Source organism: Bacillus sp. z50, from assembly GCF_058313585.1.
Window position 1 is genome coordinate 17,059 of sequence record NZ_JBZFQL010000007.1, and the last position, 20,901, is coordinate 37,959.

A 20,901-nucleotide genomic window follows, 5' to 3' on the forward strand; every position below is an offset into this window, starting at 1 on the left:
ATGAAAGATGAAGAAATGTTAAAGTTTATTGAAGAAGCGTTTGAAGAAAATTATGAACAGTTACAATTAGAAGGTGGGCATTATTTAGCACCATTTGTTAAGCGTTTGGCATTGGAGCAAATAAAAATGTATTGGGGGAAAATGAAATCACTTGCAGAGAATATCTCTGAAACAGAAGTAAAACTTACACTTCCTTTACAAAAAACTCCTAAAGGAAGGAGTTACACGATACAAGGCGTAGTAGACGTAATAAGTGAAGAGGATAAGACTGTCTTATATGATATTAAAACTCATGATGTTGATTATGTAAGAAGTAATAATGAAGATTATAGCGGTCAGTTAAATATTTATGCTCATATTTGGCAAGAGTTACACAATCAAACTTTAAGTGGTACTTCTATAATAGCGACTGGGCAAACTGAAGATTTAAAAAGAGCATTTCAATCTAAAAATCCCTCTAGAATTCAACTGGCATTAGAAGATTGGAATCCTGAAGTACCTATTGAGTTTAGTGAAGAAAAATTGAATAACACTATTGAATCATTTAGTGAAGTTGTAGATTTTATAGAGGATAATAAATTCTCTCCTGTATCAATTGGAAAATTAAATACTCCAATACGAGGAAATAAGTTGTTTGCAACACATGTATGTAGGAACTGTGATGTGCGATTTTCGTGTGAATCATACAGAGAATATGCCTATACTTCTATGAAGGCCAAGCGTGACTTCCTTGTTTACTATGATGATTATGGAAATGAATTTGAAAAAAATGAAATATTAGTGGCTAATCTTGAGAATGATTAAAGGAGGAAAAATATGGGTTACTATAAAAGTAATGCGTTGTATGATGCTATTGGTAAAGGTAATAATAATTTGAAATATGTTTCGGGTAATATGTGGCAATTAGTATATGGTGATAATAATTGTACGCCAAGGTTATTGGTATTAGCTAGTGGAGTTCAATCAATAAACTATGATTCGCAGCTTACAACAGAAGAGAGGGAAGCATATTCATTGCTCGAGATAATAAGTAAACAATCTGGAATCCCTTTAAGAGTTGTTAAATTTAATATAGAAGTTTCTGAAGTAGAAGAAGTTATTACTTATAAAAGTGGAGAACAGCCTCAACAGGTTACGATGGATAATCTTAAAAAATTATTTTCCCAAGATGGTGTCCCAGTTAGTAATAGTGCAACAAGGAAATACCTTAATAATGCTTCATCTAGTGCTTATCATGATTGGCAGAGGAAGAGTTTGGGAGCTATAACAGTTTCGGACATTGATCTTTGGAGAGTAGATCAGTATGGTAACCCGGTAGAAGTGTATGAATTAAAGAGATCCTTTATATCATTACAACAATGGCAGCCTTATAGAGATGATTATAGTAACTTTGAATTGATCAGCAATTTACTTCTGGGAACAGACGTTTCATTTAAAATAGTTTATAATGTAAGGACTACAAACCCTTGGTTCGATGATGTCTCGAAATTAAAATTATTTAGTGTTGATTTTAATAGAAATACACCTATACAATATTTTACAATAGATAACTTGGAAGATTTTCTACATAATAGATAAGTAGATGTTAAAAATGTCTAAAGGAAGGCTGAATAAACTGTGCCAATAGAAAAAATACAACGTCCAACAAGAATTGATGAAGATAGAATTGAAATATTAAAAGATTATTTCCCAGAAGTGATTGTTGATGGAAGAATTGACTTCAATGCACTTAAACAAGAACTGGTAGGTATTGATGAAAAATCATTAGACGAATATGAAGAAGAAAACTATGGGTTAAAGTGGATAGGTAAAGCTGAAGCGAGAAGATTGGCATTTCTCCCCCCTAGCGGTACTTTAAAACAAGAAAATGGCGGGATAAATGAAGAGAAAACAAAAAACCTTCTAATTGAAGGTGATAATCTTGAAGTAATGAGAATATTACGAAATAGCTATAAAAATAGACTGAAATTGATATATATAGATCCTCCATATAATACTGGCAGTGACTTTATATATGAAGATAATTTTAAGGAGCCAGTTGAAAAATATCTGATTAAAACTGGACAGGCTGATGAAGAGGGGCTACTAACAAGCAATCCAAAATCTAGCGGAAGATATCATGCAAATTGGTTAAGCATGATATATCCGAGATTACGATTATCTAGAGATTTATTAAGAAAAGATGGACTGATAGTAGTGCATCTTGATGAAAATGAAGAGTTTAATCTAGAAATAATAATGAATGAAGTATTTGGAGAAGATAACCGATTAGGGAAAATTATTTGGGATAAAAGAAATCCAAAGGGTGATTCTACAGGTATAGCCTATCAACATGAGGTAATTCTTGTATATGCAAAGGATAAGGACTACCTAGTATCAAAAACACCAGTAAAGCGACCAAAGGCCAATGCTGAGAAGATGCTAAAAAAGGCGGCTGAAATATTTGCTAAAATTGGAACCAAGACATTTCCAGATGACTTAGCAGAGGTAGTGAAAAAGTACAATCTTTCAAATTACAACTTTGAAAAGTTTGAACAAGAGTACGATCTTGAATTAGCTAACAAGGAGTTTAAAGCTTGGGTGAGTAATCAAGATTATTTATCTGGTGGAGAAGCTGCTTATAACAACATAGATAGTGAGGGGAATGTTTACCGTCCAGTTTCTATGTCTTGGCCTAATAAGAAAAAGGCTCCAGATGAGTATTTTATTCCATTAATACACCCTATAACTAAAAAACCTTGCCCAGTACCTAATAGGGGTTGGAGGAACCCTCCTAATACAATGAAAAGGTTACTTTCTGAAAACAAAATACTTTTTGGAACAGATGAAACGACAATACCAAACAGGAAGTATTTGCTAAAAGAGAATATGTTTGAAAATATTCCTTCAGTAATACGATTTGGTGCAAGTGATGATGCATTCTTTAAAAAGATTGGACTAAATTTTGATAATCCTAAGCCCTATCGGTTTGCGGCGGATATAATCTCTTACTTTACGAGTAATGATGATATAATCCTAGACTTTTTTGCTGGCTCTGGCACAACAGGACATGCAGTTTTAGAAGCCAATAAGAAAGATAATGGTAATAGAAGTTTTATTTTGATTCAATTACCTGAAGCTATAGAGAATGGACTAACTATTGCTGATATTACGAGAGAAAGGCTTATAAAATCAATTAATTTAATGAATGAAGAAGATCAAAATAAGAAAAACCTTGATCGAGGATTTAAAAAGTATAAACTTGATAAGTCTAATTTTAAGGCTTGGAATAATGAACCAATAAATGATATTCAAAAGTTAGAAATCAACTTAGATTTATTTGCTCTAAATACGCTTGTGGATGGTTGGAAAACCCAAGATATTTTAGTCGAGTTGATACTTTCTCAAGGATTCCCTTTAGATAGTCATATTAATAACTATGAACTAGAAAAAGGAGTAACTGTTTGGGTTATAGAACATGATAGTGTGCCATTTAAAATGATTATTAATTTAGACGAACAAGTAAACAAGAACTTGGTGGAATATTTATTAAAGAACTATCCAAAAGATTTATTTGTTTGCTTTGACGATGCATTCAAGGATGATATTAAAACTATATTATCTGAGGAAATGAAAGTTAAGACAATCTGATAGGGAGAGATAACAATTGAAAAAGAAACTCACATTACACTTCAATCCTGATCAGAGTTTTCAATTAGATGCTATTAAAAGTGTGGTCGAGCTCTTTGAGGGAGTTCCATATCAAGATCAACAAAATATGCTTTCAGGGACAACAGAAGACATTGTAGCCAATTTCCCTGAATATGAAATGTTGGACGAATACCTTCTCATTGATAACCTTAAAATGGTTCAAAAACAAAATAATGATGAGAAAAAGGGTAGTGAACTAGAGATTAATGAAGATTTAATTGTAGATGATGGAATGGTGATGGAAAATACAGGTTATGACTCAGTAAGGGTTCCTCACTTCACGGTTGAAATGGAAACTGGAACTGGAAAAACTTACACATACCTCCGTACGATTCATGAGTTAAGACAAAAATACGGGTTTACCAAGTTTATAATTGTGGTCCCTAGCGTCGCCATTTACCAGGGAGTAGTTAAATCTATTGAAATTACAAAAAGTCATTTTAGAAAGTTATATAATAACGAAGAGATTACATTAATTCCTTACGATAGTGGAAAATTAGGTGAAGTAAAAAGTTTTGCAACTAACACTGATCTAACAGTGATGATTATGACAATTGATGCATTCAATAAGTCGAAAAACAATATTTATAAATATTCCGAAAAGTTAATTGGAGAATTAAAGCCCTATCAATATATCCAGGCAACAAGACCAATATTAATCTTAGATGAGGCTCAAAACTTTGAAACTAATAAGTCAAAAGAAGCCTTACGTACATTAAAACCGCTATTTGCTTTACGTTATTCGGCAACTCATAGAGAAACACCCAATTTAGTTTATCGTTTAACTCCGATTGATGCTTTTAGAAATAATTTGGTTAAGAAAATCGAAGTTGTTGGTGTTTCAGAACTTGATAATTTAAATGACAAAGTTCTACGGTTAATAGAAGTTAGAAAAAAACCAATTACTGCTGTTGTAAACGCTATGGTTTTGGATAAAGGGATAATGCTTGAAAGAGAAATAATTCTAAAACAAGGCGATAACCTAGCTGACAAGACGAAAAATCCAGAGTATGAAGGTTTCGTTGTATCTGAAATTATATGTGGTAAAAAGGAAGAAGAACAACTAATTCGTTTTGAAAATGGTAAATATTTGAGTGTAGTTGATTCGTTTCTTTCAAAAGAAAGCATATTCCGAGCAATGATAGAAAGAACCATAATTGAACACATGGAGCGACAACAACAATTAAAGGAACAAGGTGTCAAAGTTCTCTCTTTATTTTTCATAGACAGAGTAAAGAATTATGTAGCTTCAGATGGTGTTATTAAACGTTTATTTGATGAAGAATTTGAGAGAGTGAAACATCGTTATCCAGATTTTAAAGATAAAAAAGCAACTGAAGTACGCCAAGGATACTTTGCAAAGAAAAATCAAAATGATCCTGATGAAGAAGCTGTTGATACAGAAGGAAAAAACCAAGCTCAGCGTGAGATGGAAAAACAAGCCTTTGAACTGATTATGAAAAATAAGGAAAGATTATTATCTTTCCAAGAGCCTGTGAGCTTTATCTTTGCTCACTCTGCTCTGAAAGAAGGTTGGGATAACCCAAATGTGTGCCAAATATGTACCTTAAATCAAACCACTTCAACTATGAAAAAACGGCAGGAAATAGGTCGAGGCCTTCGATTATTAGTTAACCAGGAAGGAAAAAGAGTTGAAAATCCTTATTATAATGTTTTAACAGTAGTAGCAAATGAATCATATGAGACATTTGTATCAAAATTACAACAAGAATATGTGGAGGATGGGGTAGATGCTCCACCTAAACCAAAGAAACCTGAGCAAGGAAAAGCAAAACGAAATAATCAGCTTTACAATTCTAATGAGTTTCGGAACTTTACGCAAAAGTTAAATAAAAAACTTACCTATAATGTTAATATAGATACTGATAAGCTAATAGAAAAATGTGTCGAAAAATTAAACGAAACTGAGTTTCCAAATCCATTAATTGAAGTATCAAAGGGAAGCTTTATTTTGGCTGACTATAAAATTTCTCTGCTTGAAGTATCTCCTAATAGGGAGAGTGCAAAAATTCGAATCTTCATGCAAGACTCTTCAGGTGACACTCAAGACAATACAATTATAGTCAAAGAAAAAGACGATCTCAAAAAGAAGGTCAGTAATGAAAGGTTACGTGGATTTAAGGTTTTACGGATCGGTGAACAGTTCGGAGAACCTTTTGTTAAATTTGACAATGAAGTAGTTATTAAGAAATATGAACCACATCATTTCACTGCTGAAAAGGCGGTTAAAGTAAGTAGAAGACCTATAGAATCTGAAAAAACTATCTACAACGTTCCTGATTTTATTAGTCGTGTCGCTAATGAGACTAATCTTACTAAGAGGACTATTTATGAAATATTTAAGGGTATGAACCAGAAAAAGAAAGAAATGATATTTTATAATCCAGAGGGATGGATCTCAGAGTTTTTATCTCAAATTCGTATAACATTAAGTGATTATATAGTGGAGAATATTGACTTTGAAATTAAAGAGGATGATTATATGCACGAAATAAATGATTTATTTCCTGAAGTCGTTAATCATCCACAGCGTGAACTCATAGAGGCAGGTCGGGCTGGTCTTTACTCTATGATTCAGATTGATTCTGATGTAGAACGAGAGTTTATACAAAATCAAATCATTCCAGATTCAAAAGAAGGTAATACACTTTTATATTTTAAATTTCCTCCTAAATATAAAATTCAATTACCTAAAATTATTGGAAACTATAATCCAGACTGGGCTATAATTAGAAAAGATCAGAATGGAAAGTATAAAATAGAATTGGTACGTGAGACAAAAGGCGGCGTAGACTTAGAAAGACTGAGATTCCCCAAAGAAAAGAGAAAAATCCTTTGTGCTGAAAAATACTTTAAAAAGCTTGGTATTGGTTACCGGGTTGTTACGGATACCACATATGATTGGTATAAGGAAGACACAGATCAATTAAGTCTGGATAATAAGTAATATATCAGTTCCAAGGTAAAATAAGCGTACCGCAATATTTTAGGTTCAAATCGATTTTGATTTGAACCTTTATTTATATTCCTTAATACTTTTGCTGCATGTAAGATAATGTTTTACATAAGACCATCATTTTTAATAAGAAGATTTATTAATCCATATTGAAAGCGATTTCAAAAATAATTTAATATTACAACTATAGTTGACAACTATAGTTGGTTACTGGTATCCTAAATATAGAAATATTTGGGTTAGGAGGTAAATTTTATGGGTGAACCTAAATTTAGAACTAAATTAAAGGCTGAACGAGAAAAAATGGGTTTATCCCAAGAAAAGTTAGCAAATTTGGTCGGTGTCTCTAAGGAAACAATACGAAAAATAGAAAGTGGTATTTCAATACCCAATGTGTTACTGGCGATTGCTTTATCTAAAATTTTATCAATATCTGTAGATTTATTATTTGAAAAATATATACATAAAGAGAAATAAGATTAGGTTTAAATTTGGGTGAATCTTCACATAAACTATTTGGCTAGTTAAATTTATATAAGGAGAGGCGACTTATGGAACAACAGAAAATGGAATATGATATTGGTACTAAATTATTAATTGGATTAGTAATCGGAGGAATTTCTTTTATAGGTGGTAAATTAATGGACTTTAGGTATAAAACTATTGGATTAGAAAAGGGTGGATCAATTAAAGACAAAAATGAAATAGGTTTCGAGTTTGATCCAAAAACTAAGAAAATAAAATTAAATAGAAGGACGGATTTTGAAGTACAAGATACACAAAGAACAATTATAAAAGAAGTGCCTCTTGTTCCTGGATTTAAGAAGAAGAAAAAAGTAAGAGTAAAATTAGATAAAAACGGCAAAGAAATACCAGGGACAGAAGAAGACATTATGTGATAATAAATGCAGGATTCCTTATATAAGGAATCCTGCATTTATTATGTTTTCCTTTTAAGGCATTTAATTTATTTCGATTATCTTAGATTAAGTGTCGTAGACTTAGAAACTCTATATCCTCTATAAGTTTTGATTCTCTCAGGTAGAATATAGGACCATTATATACGTAGTGTGTAATAGTTTTGCTGAACAAAAAAATACAAATTAGTGTATAATTGGAAGAAATTGATTTGATCGGGATGATATTTTATGAGTAGACAAATGTACTATAATTCTATCTCTGAAAAAATGGAGTTACTTGTTTTGAGAATTAAGACCAGTGGTAAATTGAATCTATTAGACTTAAATATCCATTCAGAAACATTATTTAGGGATTTAATAAATATACTTTATAATTACAACCTTAAATCTTCGAATGTTGGTAAAGCAAATTATGAAGCAATTGATCTTATAAACGAAGAAAGAAAATTAGTTGTACAGGTAACTAGTACAGCGACAACTACTAAAATTAATAATACATTGGAGAAAAGTAAAACTAAAGAATTAGCTGAACTCGATTATCATATAAAATTTCTCTTTATTGCTGATGATGCAAATAAACTTAAAGATAAAACGTATAAAAATATTTATAATATTAAATTCGAACCATCTATAGATATATTGGATAAAGTAACAATATTGGAAAGTGTGTCGCAACTATCAATTGACAAATTAGCAGAAGTATATGATTTAATGCAAAAAGAGTTCGGCGAAAAACCAAGTATTATAAAACTTAGTTATAACCTTGCTGCAATAGTTAATTATTTGGCAAAAGAAAACCTTGATAATGTAAGTGATAATTTTCCACTAAATGATTATGGAATTGCTGAGAAAATAGACTTTAATGATTTAAGTGAAATTAAAGAATCAACATTTGATGAATATAAGGGATACTATAGTATTCTGGATAGAATTTATGGAGAATTTATTAGAGAAGGAACCAATAAAACCGTTTCCGTATTTAGAAAAATAACGTCATTTTATGAAAAAGAAATAGTAGTTAGAGATCTATCTAATGTTGAAAGGTTTTTTAACATTATTGGTAAAGTGGAAGAGCACGTTATGAAAAGTGATTTATTAGTCAACATACCACAAGAAGAAATTGATATGTGTGTAAGGATAATTGTAGTCGATGCGTTTATACGTTGTAAAATATTCAAGAATCCTAGGGGGTATACTCATGTTGCTTCTCAATGATATAAAACCAGAAATGAGTATATTTTACTATTCTTCTTTAATAATTAAGGAAATTAAAGAAAAAGAGGGTCTCGATATTGTATCACTATATAAAAATGTTAAGGATAAATATTATATTTCTTTGAGAGTTTACTCGTATTGTTTGGATTGGTTATATTTAATAGAAGCTGCAAAAGTCGATGAAGATGGGTGTGTTTTTTTATGTACCTAAAAGAATTAATTATTGAATCGAACAAAAAGGTTATTAGAAAAATACCATTTCATATGGGTACAAATTTAATTGTAGATGAAACAAAAAATTTAAAAGAAATAGAGACTGGTAATAATATTGGTAAGACGACAGTTCTTGCTTTAGTTGATTATTGTTTAGGGGGAGATCCTGAACAAATTTATAGAGACCCAGAGACAAAGAAGAATATAGATTATGTGAAAGATTATTTGATACAAAACGAGGTCCTTATAATATTAAACCTTAAGAAGGACTTATTTGATGATAAATCCAAGGAAATAAATATAAAGCGTAACTTTTTACAGAGAAATAAGAAACTCATGTTAATTAATGGAGAAAATTTAACAAAAAATAATGGGAAGGATTTCGAAGAGAAGTTAAGTTCTTTGCTACTAGGTGAAAGAGATGAGGAAAAACCCAGTTTAAGACAAGTTATTGCTCATAATATAAGATATAAAGATGAAAGAATAAATAATACACTTAAAGTATTAAATAACTTTACAACTAATATTGAGTATGAAACATTGTATCTATTTATGTTTGGATTACCTGTTTCTGATAGAACTTTACTAGTTAAGAAGCTTAAAATTGAACAAAAGTTTAAGGAAAGACTAGAGAAACAACAATCTAAAACAGAATTAGAGTTACAATTAGATATTATCTTGGATAATATAGGTAAATTGGAGAATCAGAAAAAAAGCTTGAAAATAAATGAAAGATATGAAGAGGATTTACAGGTACTCAACAATACTAAGTATAATATTAGTAGGATAAGTAATAAAATTGGTGAATTGTCATTAAGAAAAGACTTGTTAGAGGAGACAGAGGAAGAGCTGAAGAAAGATTTTACAGATATTGATTTAACTGATTTGAAAGAATTGTACTCAGTTGCTAAAAAAAGTGTTAAAGATATTCAAGTAACCTTTGAGCAAATAGTAAAATATCATAACAAAATGATATTGGAAAAAATAAAATATATCACTCAGGACTTGCCAATCCTTGAGGAGAAAATAAATCGTTATAGGAAAGATTTGGAGAAGTTATTGTCAATCGAGAAAGCACTGGCTAATAAGCTTACCACAAGTGATACTTTTAGTGATTTAGAAAATATTATTTCCGAGTTAACTGATAATCATAGAAAACTTGGAGAACTAGAAAATAGTATTTCAAAAATAGAAGAATCTGAACGTACTATTAAAGGAATTAATGTAGAAATAAAGTTATTAGATGGTAATAGGTTTACTGATGAATTTCAAGAATTGCTTAAAAAACAATTGAAAAAATTTAATAGATTCTTTACATATGTTTCAAAAGAGCTTTATGGAGAAGAATATGGTCTCTCATATCAAATAAAAGAAGATAAGAAAACCAAACAAAAGTATTATTCTTTTGAAAGTTTCAATCTAAACACAAGCTCGGGGAAAAAACAAGGTGAAATATTATGCTTTGATATTGCATATATATTATTTGCTAGAAATGAAAATATACCTGCACTCAATTTTATTCTTAATGATAAGAAAGAATTAATGCATGGTAATCAACTTTTAAAAGTAAACGAGTTTGCTTGGAAGAATAATATCCAATTAGTTTTTTCAATATTAAAAGATAAAATACCCCAACAATTAAATGATAACAGACATATTGTATTACGTTTGTCTGAAAAGGATAAACTATTTAAAATAGAAGATAATTAGGTGCAATATTTGAAGGAGAAAGAGTTCTATCAATAGATATTTTTAAATATGTTTTTGCACTGTTTTTGCACATAGCCAATATAAAACCTATTAACTTCAATTCTTAGTGACCTATTTCGACCTCGACCACCGGTATCATCAGATTAATTCTTGCCAAGATTAATCATTAAAAAGACTCCCAAATGTTGAATTAAAACATTTGGGAGTCTTTTTTTGTTTTAGAGTACAAGAGCGAAATAGATAGATTTAAAATGGCTATACGTAGTTTTATACAGGATTATAGGAGTAAGAACCGGATAGCTTTTAAAATTAGTTAGTTCATTGATAAATTATGGTCGTAGTTACTTCTTTGAATTTTACCGCTTTAAATTTCAACAATATTTTCAATATTTATTAAAAATATTGACTATCAAGGTTGTTTAAATGAAAATGAAGGTATTAATAGAATATCTCATTATACCTACTGGCTATATTTAAAGAAGTGAATATCATTAAAAAGAAATTTGAGGTGCTATTTATGGCTACACAAGCTGCTTCTGATATTATTGACGAGATCTTTAATAAGACTAAGGAAGAAATTAATAAGCTTATGCCAGTTAATATTATGCTAATTGGTAAAACTGGTATAGGGAAAAGTACTTTAATTAATAATGTATTTAGAGAAAATCTCGCAGAAACCGGTATTGGACAACCAGTAACTCAACGCCTGAGAAAAATTACAAAAAACGGGATACCTCTTTGTATATATGATACTAAGGGTCTGGAGTTAAAAGAGGAAGTACAAGAAGAAATTGTTAATGAAATTAATGGTAAAATCGAGGAACTATATTTAAATAAAGATGAAAAAGAATATATACATGCAATATGGTATTGTATAAATGCGAATTCGAACCGAATTGAAGACCTAGAAATAGAATTAATTAATTCATTAGCATCAAAAGTACCGGTAATCCTTGTTTTGACACAAAGTTATGGTGAAAGTGCTCTTGAATTTAAGAAAGTCATTGAGGAAATGAATCTTAATGTAAAGGCGGTTCAAACAGTTTTAGCTCAGCCTTTCAAAATAACTAAAGATATAACTATTCCTTCATACGGTCTGAAAGAGTTGGTCGGAAAAACATATGAGATTTTACCTGAAGCCGTAAAAAAGTCTTTTAATAATGCTCAGAAAGTTGATATTGATAGAAAGGTAAAGGAAGCAAGGGTTTGGTCCACTGGTTATATAGCCGGTAGCTTTGGGACTGGATTTACCCCAATTCCATTTTCAGATGCTGCCTTATTAGTGCCTATGCAAGTAGGGATGTTGGCTCATATAACAGCAATATTTGGAATTTCCTTAGATAAAGCATTAATAAGTGGAATTGTGGCTTCAATCGGAGGCAGTGGGGGAGCTACATTCTTAGGAAGATATATTGTTTCAAATTTACTTAAACTAATACCTGGAGTCGGTACTGTTGCAGGGGGAGTAATTAGTGGTTCTACTGCATCCATATTAACAACTGCTTTAGCTTTTTCTTATATTGAAGTAATGTCACGAGTAGCTGAAGCAGAGTATCAAGGTAAAAGTTATGATAATGAACAAATTGCTAAAATGATGAAAGATTTGTATGAAGAGAACATTAAAAATGAGAAAGATTAATAAAGTATGATCAGAATAAAAGCTGTATCCTAAATGGATATAGCTTTCTTCCTTTTAGAAACCATATTATCCTCCAAAAGGTTATTTTATTTATATCAAGGTAATTGGTAAGGAATAGTTATTGTTATGCTTCCGGGACTATTATAAGCTAAACTTCATAAATATCATTCTATCAATCAAACCACCTGTTCTTTTATACATTCCCTTCAAATCCCTCCATCTATTACCATTGGACTATCTGAGATAATCTGTTAATATAGATTTAATTTAAATTGAGAACCTTTAAGAGCAGTCCAGAGAGGCTGACAAGGTGGGCGATACTTTGTTTGGAGAACGTATTTATACACATAATATATTATTGTGTGAATAATACGGTTATTTCTGACACCTTCCACTTGTCACTTTATGGCAAGTGGTTTTTTTTTGCTCACCAAGACTAATAACTTGGGAGGAAACAAAATGCAATTAAAAGACAAAGATTTTTCATTTCAATCAGTACCTGAAGCAAAACGTAACAGCTTTCTGAAAATGCTTGTTGTTATGCTTGGCTTCACATTCTATTCAGCAAGTATGTGGGCTGGTGGATCATTAGGTGAAGGATTAACATTTATGCAGTTGATTGGTGTCATCTTATTAGGAAACCTTATATTAGGAGCATTTACCGGTGCATTAAGTTATATTGCAGCAAAAACAGGATTATCGACTCACTTACTGGCACAATATAGTTTTGGTGAAAAAGGAGCATATATCTCTTCATTCATGTTATCTGCAACCCAAGTCGGATGGTTTGGTGTAGGGCTAGGAATGTTTGCCTATCCGGTTTCTAAATTAACTGGCCTCCCACTGGTACCGATTGTCATCATTACAGGGATTTTAATGACAGCAACTGCTTATTTCGGTATGAAAGCTTTAACAATCTTAAGTTTTATCGCTGTACCGGCTATTGCGATTTTTGGATCAACGAGTGCAGGAATGGCCATTTCAGATATGGGAGGAATGGAAGCGCTCATTGCTTATAAACCTGAAACTTCATTAACATTAGCAGCAGCTTTAACGATTACAATCGGTTCATTCATTAGTGGTGGTACATTAACACCCGACTTTGCACGCTATGCAAAATCAGGAAAACATGCTGTAACAACAACTGTCATTGCCTTTTTCTTAGGAAATACATTAATGTTCCTATTTGGTGCGATTGGTGTAATAGCAACCGGTCACAATGATATTTCAGATGTAATGATTTCACAAGGCTTGCTATTGCCGGCTGTTTTAGTGCTCGGATTAAACATTTGGACAACAAACGATAACTCCCTGTACGCATCTGGACTTGGTTTTGCAACCATGTTCAAGAAGCCAAAGGTATTTATGGTTATGATGAACGGTACGATTGGTACGGTATTTGCCATCGTACTTTATAACAATTTCACTAGCTGGCTGACATTCCTAGGATCCACTCTGCCGGCTATTGGATCAATTATTATTGTGGATTTCTTCTTTATCCAAAAAAGACAATATATTCAGTATGAGCAGGCAAACATTGCAAAAGTACATGTTCCAGCCATCATTGCATGGGCTGTTGGTGTCATCTCGGGGTTAACATTGCCGGGAATCGCTTCACTAAACACATTATTGATTACAGGAATTGTTTATGTAGTTGCTGTTAAGCTAATGAAAACAACAGTTGTTACGGTAAGGGAAGAGGAGGTAGGATGCTATTATGAAAAAGTGGGCTAATGCTGCAATCTTCGGAAGAGAAGGCCTTTGGGATTTACTAATAGAAAATGGTTCATTTTTAAAGATTGTTGAGGCAGGTACAGGTGAATTTGACAGCTGTGAAACAATTGATCTAAGTGGAAAGCTGGTTTGTGCGCCATTTATTGAACCTCATATTCATCTAGATACTACTTTAACGGCAGGCCAACCACGTTGGAATGAAAGTGGGACTTTATTTGAAGGTATTCAATGTTGGTCTGAACGCAAAGATTCCTTAATAAAAGAGGATGTAAAAGAGCGTGCAAAGAAAGCCCTTAGCTGGCAAATTGCTAACGGAATAGGTGCTGTGCGTACACATGTCGATACAACGGATCCTTCTTTAGTAGCATTAGAAGCTATGCTTGAAGTGAAAGCAGAAATGAAAGACTTTGTTGATTTACAAATTGTCGCTTTCCCGCAGGAAGGTCTAATATCTTATCCAAATGGGTTGGAGCTAGTAGAGGAAGCCTTAAAAATGGGTGCTGATATTGTTGGGGGAATCCCTCACTTTGAATTTACGCGTGAAGACGGAGTTCAATCGGTTCGCGAGATTTTTAAATTGGCCATGAAATATGACAAGCCGATTGATATTCATTGTGATGAAATTGATGATGAGCAGTCTCGCCATGTGGAAGTTGTAGCACGTGAAACGATTATGAATGAGTACCAAGGTCGTGTTACAGCAAGTCATACGACGGCAATGGGATCTTACAATGATGCCTACGCATATAAATTAATGCGTGTACTTAGACTTGCCGAATTGAATTTCGTAGCAAATCCATTAGTGAATATTCATCTGCAGGGGCGTTTTGACACGTATCCAAAACGTCGTGGCTTAACACGCGTAAAAGAGCTTGATCAAAACGGATTAAATGTTTGCTTCGGTCATGATGATATTATGGATCCTTGGTATCCAATCGGAAACGGGAATATGCTTCAAGTATTGCATATGGGCTTACATGCTTCACAGTTAATGGGCTATAGTGATATTGCAAACAGTTTACGTTTTGTGACTGGTAATAGTGCTAAAGCATTGAACCTTAAAAATTACGGTATTGCAGAAGGAAATCCAGCAAACTTCGTTGTGCTGAATGCGGAAGATGGTTACCATGCCCTTCGCCTGCAAGCAGAGATTCTATACTCTGTTCGAAACGGTAAAGTGATTGCTGAAACGAAGCCTCGCGAGACGAACATTTTTCTGCAAGGTCAAAAGAACATTACCTTTATGTAAGTAAAAGTGAAGACTATCATCAGTTAATGAACTGCCCCTGAAACGGTAGACACGGATTTACCTCTTCAGGGGATTTTTTGAGTGAATGTATATGATGAACAACGTATTGAAGCGGTTAAAAGATACATAAATGGCTCTGAAACATAAGAGAAAGTTCGAAAATGAAATTAAACACGGGAGTTATCAAAAAACGAAATTTATATATGAAACGTAGTGCCATCTTCCGGATTGTGGAAAATTCTCGAAGCAGGTAGGTTAATCTTAATGAAATATAAAAAAGCCAAGGGCAAATTCTTAGCTTTTTTTCCGATTATTGAGTGGGATGGATGGCTGAGAATTCTTTTTTGATTTGTATGATTGCTTTAGTTTTTTCTCCTTTTGTTACCTCGGATGATAAAGAACCAGGGCCTCCACTACGTTCATAATAGACTTTCCCATCAACCTCTCTCTTTTTCTGATTATCCTCAAAATATATTTCAAATTTAACCTCATCATTTTCTGGTAATGTATTTTCATAATAGTAAATATATAATTCTTTTGCTTAGTTCGCTTTCAATTTCTATAAAAGCAACTACAGTGGGATATCCACCACTTCCTGTAGGTCCATAGGGGAAAAAGACTCCATAATCAAAATTCTTATCGATGATCTTAGTAATTTTCTTTCTAATTGAGATTGATTCATAGAAGTTATGTTTTTCATATCTTCCTTAATGAACGATTTTATAATTATATTTTATCAAAATGAAGGATTCTCTCGCATTAGAAAATGGAAAATAATAGTTTTAATGATGTTCGTAACTGAATTCAGATTAATTGACGATGAGTAAGGTATATGAATGTTGGACATTTACTCACTATTCGCATGATTAGTAGTAATCGAATGGAACGTTATTCACCGAGTTGTTTGTATAATATTCAAAATATTAAAAAAGTAAGTTGACTTGTACAAACGAGTGGAATATGATGGTAAAAAATGAATACGCTTACAATAATAGAGCTTGTTTTAAAAGAGTAAAAGACTAAAGGAGGTTATAAATAGCTTGTAATTTAAAGGATTGACTAGGTTCAAATGAGTATAAACCATAAAAATTGAGGTGTATAGAATGAGCGTGTTAAGTGCTGGTAAACGTAAGATAATGACTCTTGTTTTGGCATTAATACTGGTTTTGTCCTTTTCATTGGCTGGCTGTAGTTCAGGTGACTCCCCTTCTGATGCTAAAACAAAAGATGGAAAAGCTCAATATACCATGTGGACATTTGTACAAGTACATGCTGATTATTGGAAAGATGCAGCTGAAACCTGGAATAAAAATCATCCTGATGAACAAATTAATTTGAAAATAAATGTTCTTCCTTTTGATCAGATGAATCAAAAGTTACAGGTAGCATTAAATTCTGGTAATGGTGCTCCAGATATCGCGGACGTAGAAATTGGACAATTCGCTAAATATACAAAAACAAACAAGCCTCCATTTGAAGATATTACAAATGAAGTAGAACCATATAATGAAAACTTAGTAAAAGGACGCACAGATAATTATACGGTAGATGGCAAAGTCTATGGTCTGGATTATCATGTAGGGACAACTCTTGTTTATTACAATATGGATATCATGAAAAAAGCGGGGGTAGATCCATCCACTATTAAAACTTGGGATGACTATGTGGAAGCAGGGAAAGTGGTTAAAGAAAAGACGGGTATATATATGACTTCTGTAGAAACAAGTTCCCAATTTGTATATACGGCAATGGTTGCTCAACAGAAAGCAGATATGGTAAGAGATGATAAGTCTATTTTATCCGAGGAAGCCAGTGTAACTGCTGTACAAACTCTTCAAGATATGGTCTACAAACATAAAATTGCTAAAACGGCAGAAGGCGGCCATCAAGATGTTGAAGAATATTATGCAGCCTTTAATAAAGGTAAGTATGCTTCAGTGGTCATGCCAGCGTGGTATATGAGTCGTATGGTAAGCTTTATGCCTAAATTAAGCGGAAAAATAAAAATCCAGGGTTTACCAATATTTAAAGAGGGAGATCTCCGTTCGGCGGGACTTGGAGGAACAGCTACAGTTGTCACAAATCAAGCGCATGATAAAGATTTACTTAAGAAATTTGTAGTTGAATCCAAGGCCAGTGAAGAAGGATCTATTAAGACTTGGACAATACTTGGTTTTGATCCAATTCGATCAGATGTATGGCTGAGTCCTGAAATGGAAAAACCGAACAAATACACAGATTATTTCGGAACTGATATTTTTAAACAAATGGCAGTATTGAAGGATGAGGTAGGAACATTAAGTTTTACCCATAATAGTTATCCGATTATTATTGATGAGTTACTCACGAATGGTATGCCAAAAATGATGACTAAACAGGCGGACGTACAAAAAACTTTGGATGCTGTTGATAAATCTGCCAATAAACGAATTAAAGCAGGTAAATAATGTTTGCAATCTAACAAATTAAGGAGGGAACATTCTCTTCTTAATTTGTTGGATAACATTTTGGTATGAAGAGGGATAAGGGGGGAATGAAGATGACGAACGATATTACGGCACAAATAAGTCCAAAGAGCAAAAGTCCATTAAAAAGAGAAAAAAAGAAAATAAATATGCAGAAGATAGCTCCATATCTATTTGTCTCTCCGTTTATTATTGTATTTTTAGTGTTTTCTTTATACCCTTTTATAAATTCGATTATTATGAGTTTCCAAAGAATTTCAGGTTTCGATGAAACGACATTTATAGGTTTAGAGAATTATAAGCGGTTGTTTGCAGATCCTGTATTCTATAAAGCTTTATGGAACGTTACCAGGTATACATTTTGGACTATTTTAATTTTAATCCCATTACCACTCTTGCTGGCTTTAGTGATGAATAATAAAAATACTAAATATAAATATTTTTTTAGATCAATTTTCTTTATACCAGTATTAACATCTACGGTAATTGTAGGGCTGGTATTTAAATTTGCTTTCAGCAAAGAACCTACTGGAGTATTCAACAGTTGGCTTAGTTACCTTAACATAGGTCCGATTGATTGGCTTAATAATTCAGGGACAGCTATGTTTGCACTTGTAATAGTATGTGTGTGGAGATGGCTTGGTGTAAATATGATTTATTTTTTATCTGGGTTACAAAATATCCCACGGGAGTTGTATGAATGCGCTGAAATTGATGGCGCAAGTAAATGGGATAAATTTAAAAGTATAACATTGCCAATGATTAAACCAATTACTACTTATGTTTTAACTATATCTATACTCGCAGGCTTTTCATTATTTAATGAAACTTATGTGTATTGGGGAGCACAGTCTCCAGATAATATTGGAACAACTTTCTTAACATATATTTACAAAACAGCCTTTAGCGATGGGGATTTCGGGTATGCATGTACGCTTGGAGTAATAATGTTTGTGATTGTGGTTGCAATAAATTTGATTCAAGTTTCAGTAAGAGGCTTATTTAAGGAGGATTAATGATGAAGGCCAAAAAAAGAGTATCAACCTTGATCACAACCCTAATACTTAGTGTTATCGGATTTATTATACTGATTCCTTTTTGGTTTATGTTAGTCTCCTCCTTTAAAGAATCCTCAGATATTTTTGCACAGGGTTTAAATATACATATAGATTTATCCAGTATCAACTTTAGTAACTATGGAAAATTGTTTACTAATAATAATGGTATATTTCTATCCTGGTTTAAAAATAGTGCACTAATAACAATTATACAAACAGTTTTAGTACTGATTTTTTGTTCAATGGTAGGTTATGGTTTGGCGCAATATCGTTTTAGAGGCCGAAATTTTATTTTTATGCTTGTCTTGATTATGTTGATGGTTCCGGGTGATATTTTATTAATTCCGTTATATAAGCTAGTTACAAATTTAGGCTTAATGGATACTTACGCAGGGGTGATATTACCAGGAATAGTTCCGCCTGCTACAGTGTTTTTCTTTAGGCAATATGCAATTGGGATTCCAAATGATTATGCTGAGGCCGCTAGAATAGATGGGGCGGGAGAATTTCGTATTTTCTCGCAAATATATGTACCGATGATGAAACCGGCTTTTGGAGCAATGACTATTATGACTTCCATGGGAGCTTGGAATAATTTTCTTTGGCCATTGATTGTTATGAGGTCAGATGAGAATTTGGTTATACCTGCAGGGTTATTAACTGCAATGACACCATATGGTAATAACTATGATATCGTCTTTTCGGGCTCGATCATGTCTATTATTCCTATACTTATATTATTCTTATTCAATCAAAAATCTTTTATATCAGGAATGACTGTTGGTGGGGTAAAAGGTTGATAGTGTCAGTAAATGAGGTGTTTTTTGATGGCAAATAAAAGCTTTTTAATCAAAACTACAAATATTGTCTGGAGTTTATTTGTGGTAGGTATTTGTGCTTTGTTAACGAGTGGTATTCTGATTTTTTTATTGCTATTTGTAAAATTCCACTTAATTACACTTCCCTTATATTTAATTGCTTTTTTGTTAATTGGCCCAACAATGGGGGCGATATTCCAAACTATTTTTAAAATGCTTTTTGAAACTGAAATTAGGGTCGTGAGAAAATATTTCTATTACTATAAGAAAGATTTCAAAGATTCCTTAAAACTATGGATTCCATACAGTGTATTAATACTGATTTTGTGTGCAGATATTGATTTTCTGGCCTCCAACGAAAAAGGCGCATATTTGTTACCTATGTTATTTTTAATCCTTCTTTTATCAATGATTAGTTATGTCTATTCACTCATTCTATATAGCCGCTTCATTATCAGGATGAGAGACATTATAAAATACTCCCTTTATTTAGTCATCAATCGCCCGGTACAATCTTTATCTATTGTTATATTAATCTTTATCCTGTATCAATCGTTTAAATATTTTGGCAACTTTGCGATATTTTGGGGAGTCCCGATGTTTGCAGCGTGTACTGTCTTGTTAGTGAGAAATGTGTTACTACAGATTGAAATGAAATATGTTCAATAAATAGATTGAAGAATACTATCATGCATATTACAGAAATCTGTTGAAGAAATATGGCTCTTAGTGAGGGATTCGGCAATTTATGAATGTGAGTTAAAAGTGAAATGATCCGATCTATCGTTTAAAACCAGAAAGCATTTAGAAATTGGAGGAGGATTGAGCGAATACGAAAATTATCACAACTGACATTTCATGTCGATCGTTACGGTAGAGATTGAAAGAGGTGAAAGAATGAATAGGAGAAATATTTGAAAAGCTGTTCAGGAAGTATCAAAGTCAGTGAAGATCATATTCAATCTTTAATTAAGGAAGCAGATTTAAATAAGTTCAATATTGTATCCGATGAATTATATAAAGCAAGGGTAGAAATATGCAAACAATGTTCTTCTTTTCAATATGGGACAACCTGTTCTTACAGCCGGTCAATCATTCATTATCAAGCGAAATTTAAAAGTCAGACTTGTCCGTACCCAAGGGAATCAAAATGGGCAATGATAACGATCTGATTTGAACATATTGTACTTATATAAGTTAGGCTAGTACAAAC

Annotated in this window: 17 protein-coding genes; all 17 read left to right on the forward strand. The window is 32.4% G+C overall.

Annotated elements, in window-relative coordinates:
• The 17 genes from AC4G3N_RS16950 to AC4G3N_RS17030 all read left to right on the forward strand — a co-directional run bounded on the left by AC4G3N_RS16950 (position 1) and on the right by AC4G3N_RS17030 (position 20,860).
• Positions 1-804 (forward strand): PD-(D/E)XK nuclease family protein, encoded by an 804-nt coding sequence (locus AC4G3N_RS16950; RefSeq protein ID WP_491090747.1) that lies wholly within the window; start codon positions 1-3, stop codon positions 802-804.
• 12 nt (positions 805-816) lie between these two features.
• Complete coding sequence (locus tag AC4G3N_RS16955; protein ID WP_491090749.1) at positions 817-1,578, forward strand: hypothetical protein; 762 nt, start codon at positions 817-819, stop codon at positions 1,576-1,578.
• Positions 1,579-1,617: 39 nt separating this feature from the next.
• Positions 1,618-3,630, forward strand: coding sequence for a site-specific DNA-methyltransferase (locus AC4G3N_RS16960; RefSeq protein ID WP_491090751.1), 2,013 nt, complete (start codon positions 1,618-1,620; stop codon positions 3,628-3,630).
• Between the two features lie 16 nt (positions 3,631-3,646).
• Entirely contained in the window at positions 3,647-6,658 is a 3,012-nt protein-coding gene (locus AC4G3N_RS16965; RefSeq protein ID WP_491090753.1) for a restriction endonuclease, read from the forward strand.
• A gap of 264 nt (positions 6,659-6,922) precedes the next feature.
• Entirely contained in the window at positions 6,923-7,144 is a 222-nt protein-coding gene (locus AC4G3N_RS16970) for a helix-turn-helix transcriptional regulator (protein ID WP_491090755.1), read from the forward strand.
• Positions 7,145-7,218: 74 nt separating this feature from the next.
• A complete protein-coding gene (locus AC4G3N_RS16975; RefSeq protein WP_491090757.1) occupies positions 7,219-7,566 on the forward strand; it encodes a hypothetical protein in 348 nt (115 codons plus the stop codon).
• A 249-nt stretch (positions 7,567-7,815) separates the two neighbouring features.
• Positions 7,816-8,802, forward strand: a complete 987-nt coding sequence (locus AC4G3N_RS16980; protein WP_491090758.1) for an ABC-three component system protein — start codon at positions 7,816-7,818, stop codon at positions 8,800-8,802.
• Positions 8,786-9,013 (forward strand): ABC-three component system middle component 6, encoded by a 228-nt coding sequence (locus tag AC4G3N_RS16985; RefSeq protein ID WP_491090759.1) that lies wholly within the window; start codon positions 8,786-8,788, stop codon positions 9,011-9,013. Before AC4G3N_RS16980 ends, AC4G3N_RS16985 begins: the two co-directional genes overlap by 17 nt.
• A complete protein-coding gene (locus AC4G3N_RS16990) occupies positions 9,004-10,725 on the forward strand; it encodes a DUF2326 domain-containing protein (RefSeq protein WP_491090761.1) in 1,722 nt (573 codons plus the stop codon). Before AC4G3N_RS16985 ends, AC4G3N_RS16990 begins: the two co-directional genes overlap by 10 nt.
• Before the next feature lie 517 nt (positions 10,726-11,242).
• On the forward strand, positions 11,243-12,364 hold the full coding sequence (locus tag AC4G3N_RS16995) for a YcjF family protein (protein ID WP_490552319.1): 1,122 nt from the start codon (positions 11,243-11,245) through the stop codon (positions 12,362-12,364).
• A gap of 459 nt (positions 12,365-12,823) precedes the next feature.
• Positions 12,824-14,098 (forward strand): cytosine permease, encoded by a 1,275-nt coding sequence (gene codB, locus AC4G3N_RS17000; RefSeq protein WP_140462301.1) that lies wholly within the window; start codon positions 12,824-12,826, stop codon positions 14,096-14,098.
• The gene (gene codA / locus AC4G3N_RS17005; RefSeq protein WP_491090764.1) at positions 14,082-15,347 is read left to right on the forward strand and encodes a cytosine deaminase; all 1,266 of its coding nucleotides are present in this window, start codon (positions 14,082-14,084) and stop codon (positions 15,345-15,347) included. Before codB ends, codA begins: the two co-directional genes overlap by 17 nt.
• 1,103 nt (positions 15,348-16,450) lie before the next feature.
• Positions 16,451-17,794 (forward strand): ABC transporter substrate-binding protein, encoded by a 1,344-nt coding sequence (locus AC4G3N_RS17010; RefSeq protein WP_066102853.1) that lies wholly within the window; start codon positions 16,451-16,453, stop codon positions 17,792-17,794.
• A gap of 92 nt (positions 17,795-17,886) precedes the next feature.
• Entirely contained in the window at positions 17,887-18,828 is a 942-nt protein-coding gene (locus AC4G3N_RS17015) for a carbohydrate ABC transporter permease (protein WP_225983650.1), read from the forward strand.
• The gene (locus AC4G3N_RS17020) at positions 18,828-19,670 is read left to right on the forward strand and encodes a carbohydrate ABC transporter permease (protein ID WP_066102847.1); all 843 of its coding nucleotides are present in this window, start codon (positions 18,828-18,830) and stop codon (positions 19,668-19,670) included. The genes AC4G3N_RS17015 and AC4G3N_RS17020 overlap by 1 nt, the downstream gene beginning before the upstream one ends.
• Before the next feature lie 27 nt (positions 19,671-19,697).
• Positions 19,698-20,357 (forward strand): DUF624 domain-containing protein, encoded by a 660-nt coding sequence (locus AC4G3N_RS17025; protein ID WP_066102844.1) that lies wholly within the window; start codon positions 19,698-19,700, stop codon positions 20,355-20,357.
• Between the two features lie 245 nt (positions 20,358-20,602).
• Positions 20,603-20,860 carry a hypothetical protein gene (locus AC4G3N_RS17030; protein ID WP_066102841.1) on the forward strand — a complete coding sequence of 86 codons (258 nt, stop codon included), beginning with the start codon at positions 20,603-20,605 and terminating at the stop codon, positions 20,858-20,860.
• Positions 20,861-20,901 lie beyond the last annotated feature (41 nt).